This is a genomic window from Marivita sp. S2033, from assembly GCF_046592965.1.
Lineage (GTDB): Bacteria > Pseudomonadota > Alphaproteobacteria > Rhodobacterales > Rhodobacteraceae > Marivita.
Genome location: NZ_JBISBV010000024.1, coordinates 1 through 2500 on the forward strand (window position 1 = coordinate 1; position 2500 = coordinate 2500).

The 2500-nt window shown below is 54.6% G+C and carries 2 rRNA genes (1 of these 2 cut by a window edge); both read right to left on the reverse strand.

Annotated elements, in window-relative coordinates:
* Nucleotides 1-47: 47 nt before the first annotated feature.
* Nucleotides 48-162: ribosomal RNA gene (gene rrf, locus ACGKZZ_RS16895) — 5S ribosomal RNA — on the reverse strand.
* Nucleotides 163-356: 194 nt separating this feature from the next.
* Nucleotides 357-2500 (reverse strand): 23S ribosomal RNA (locus ACGKZZ_RS16900); it runs 690 nt beyond the window's last position.

Here is a 2500-nt window from a genome sequence, read left to right on the forward strand (position 1 = left end):
CACCGTGGAAAGCTGGGTGTGTCCAGATCAAATCTGCATCTTACTAGGTTTGGCGGTGACCTACTCTCCCACGTCTTGAGACGCAGTACCATTGGCGCGGTGGCACTTAACGGCCGGGTTCGGAATGGAGCCGGGTGTTTTGCTCACGCTATGACCACCAAACCGAGAAAGATGCAGATCGCATCGCAGATGCGATTGGTGGGAGGCAGCGTATTGCGAAGCAATACGCGTTCCCACACCGTTGTCATCCGGGTGCGACGATTGTTGTCCAAGTCAGTACGCTGTTTTGGTGTCGTGCTTTTGATCTTGGTCCAGACCGCTGCTCGCATAGAGCGTCGGTTTTATCATTACTGGATCAAATCAAGCCTATCGGACCATTAGTACCAGTCAGCTGAACGCATTGCTGCGCTTACACCTCTGGCCTATCGACGTGGTGGTCTACCACGGTCCTCAGGGATACCTTGTTTTGAGGGGGGCTTCCCGCTTAGATGCCTTCAGCGGTTATCCTTTCCGATCATAGCTACCCAGCACTGCCATTGGCATGACAACTGGTCCACCAGTGGATCGTTCACCCCGGTCCTCTCGTACTAGGGGCAACTCCTCTCAAGTATCCTACACCCACGGCAGATAGGGACCGAACTGTCTCACGACGTTCTAAACCCAGCTCACGTACCTCTTTAAACGGCGAACAGCCGTACCCTTGGGACCTGCTCCAGCCCCAGGATGAGATGAGCCGACATCGAGGTGCCAAACACTGCCGTCGATATGGACTCTTGGGCAGTATCAGCCTGTTATCCCCGGCGTACCTTTTATCCGTTGAGCGATGGCCCTCCCACTTGGGACCACCGGATCACTATGGCCGTCTTTCGACTCTGCTCGACTTGTCAGTCTCGCAGTCAGGCTGGCTTCTGCCATTGCACTCAACGAGCGATTTCCGACCGCTCTGAGCCAACCTTCGCGCGCCTCCGTTACGCTTTAGGAGGCGACCGCCCCAGTCAAACTACCCGCCACGCAGGGTCCCGGATCCGGATAACGGACCGCGGTTAGACATCAAGAATGCATAGGGTGGTATCTCAAGGGAGGCTCCACAGGGACTGGCGTCCCTGCTTCAAAGCCCACCACCTATCCTGCACAATGCAGTCCTGATGCCAGTGCGAAGCTGTAGTAAAGGTGCACGGGGTCTTTCCGTCTAACCGCGGGAAGCCTGCATCTTGACAGGCAATTCAATTTCGCTGAGTCGATGTTGGAGACAGCGGGGAAGTCGTTACGCCATTCGTGCAGGTCGGAACTTACCCGACAAGGAATTTCGCTACCTTAGGACCGTTATAGTTACGGCCGCCGTTTACCTGGGCTTCAATTCAGAGCTCTCACCCCTCCTTTTAACCTTCAGGCACCGGGCAGGCGTCAGACCCTATACGTCGTCTTGCGACTTCGCAGAGCCCTGTGTTTTTAGTAAACAGTCGCCACCCCCTGGTTTGTGCCCCCAGCCCCTAGTTGCCTAGGAACCGGGCCTCCTTCTCGCGAACTTACGGAGGTATTTTGCCGAGTTCCTTCAACATCGTTCTCTCAAGCGCCTTGGTATTCTCTACCAGTCCACCTGTGTCGGTTTAGGGTACGGTCTCATGATGGAGCTATTTCCAGGAACCTCTGAACGGCCCCCCCAATCCAATAAGGAGGAACAATCTTCGAGATCCGTCACTTCCATCTGGCCCACGAATATTAACGTGGTTCCCATCGCCTACGCCTTTCGGCCTCGGCTTAGGGGCCGGCTTACCCTGCTCAGATTAGCTTTAAGCAGGAACCCTTGGACTTTCGGCGAGAGTGTCTCTCACACTCTTTGTCGCTACTCATGTCATCATTCTCGCTAGTGATCTCTCCACCGGATCGCTCACGCGCCGGCTTCACAGAAAGCTCCGCGTCTCCAAGGCCCTCCGAGGAAGGCTAAAGAGACATGGAACTATGTCACACTACGCTCTGCTACCATGCACTATGTGCATCCTAAGCTTCGGCTCATGGCTTGAGCCCCGTTACATCTTCGCCGCAGGACAACTTATTTAGACCAGTGAGCTGTTACGCTATCTTTAAAGGATGGCTGCTTCTAAGCCAACCTCCTGGTTGTTTTGGTCGTCCCACCTGCTTTCCCACTTAGCCATGAATTAGGGGCCTTAGCTGTAGGTCAGGGTTGTTTCCCTCTCCACTACGGACGTTAGCATCCGCAGTGTGTCTGCCATCTAGTACTCCCCGGTATTCGGAGTTTGGTTAGGATCAGTAAGCCTGTGGGGCCCCATTACCCATCCAGTGCTCTACCCCCGGGGGTATTCGGATGACGCTCTACCTAAATAGATTTCGCAGAGAACCAGCTATCTCCGAGTTTGATTGGCCTTTCACCCCTAGGCACAGCTCATCCCGATCCTTTTCAACGGATGTGGGTTCGGTCCTCCAGTTAGTGTTACCTAACCTTCAACCTGGCCATGCCTAGATCACTCGGTTTCGGGTCTGA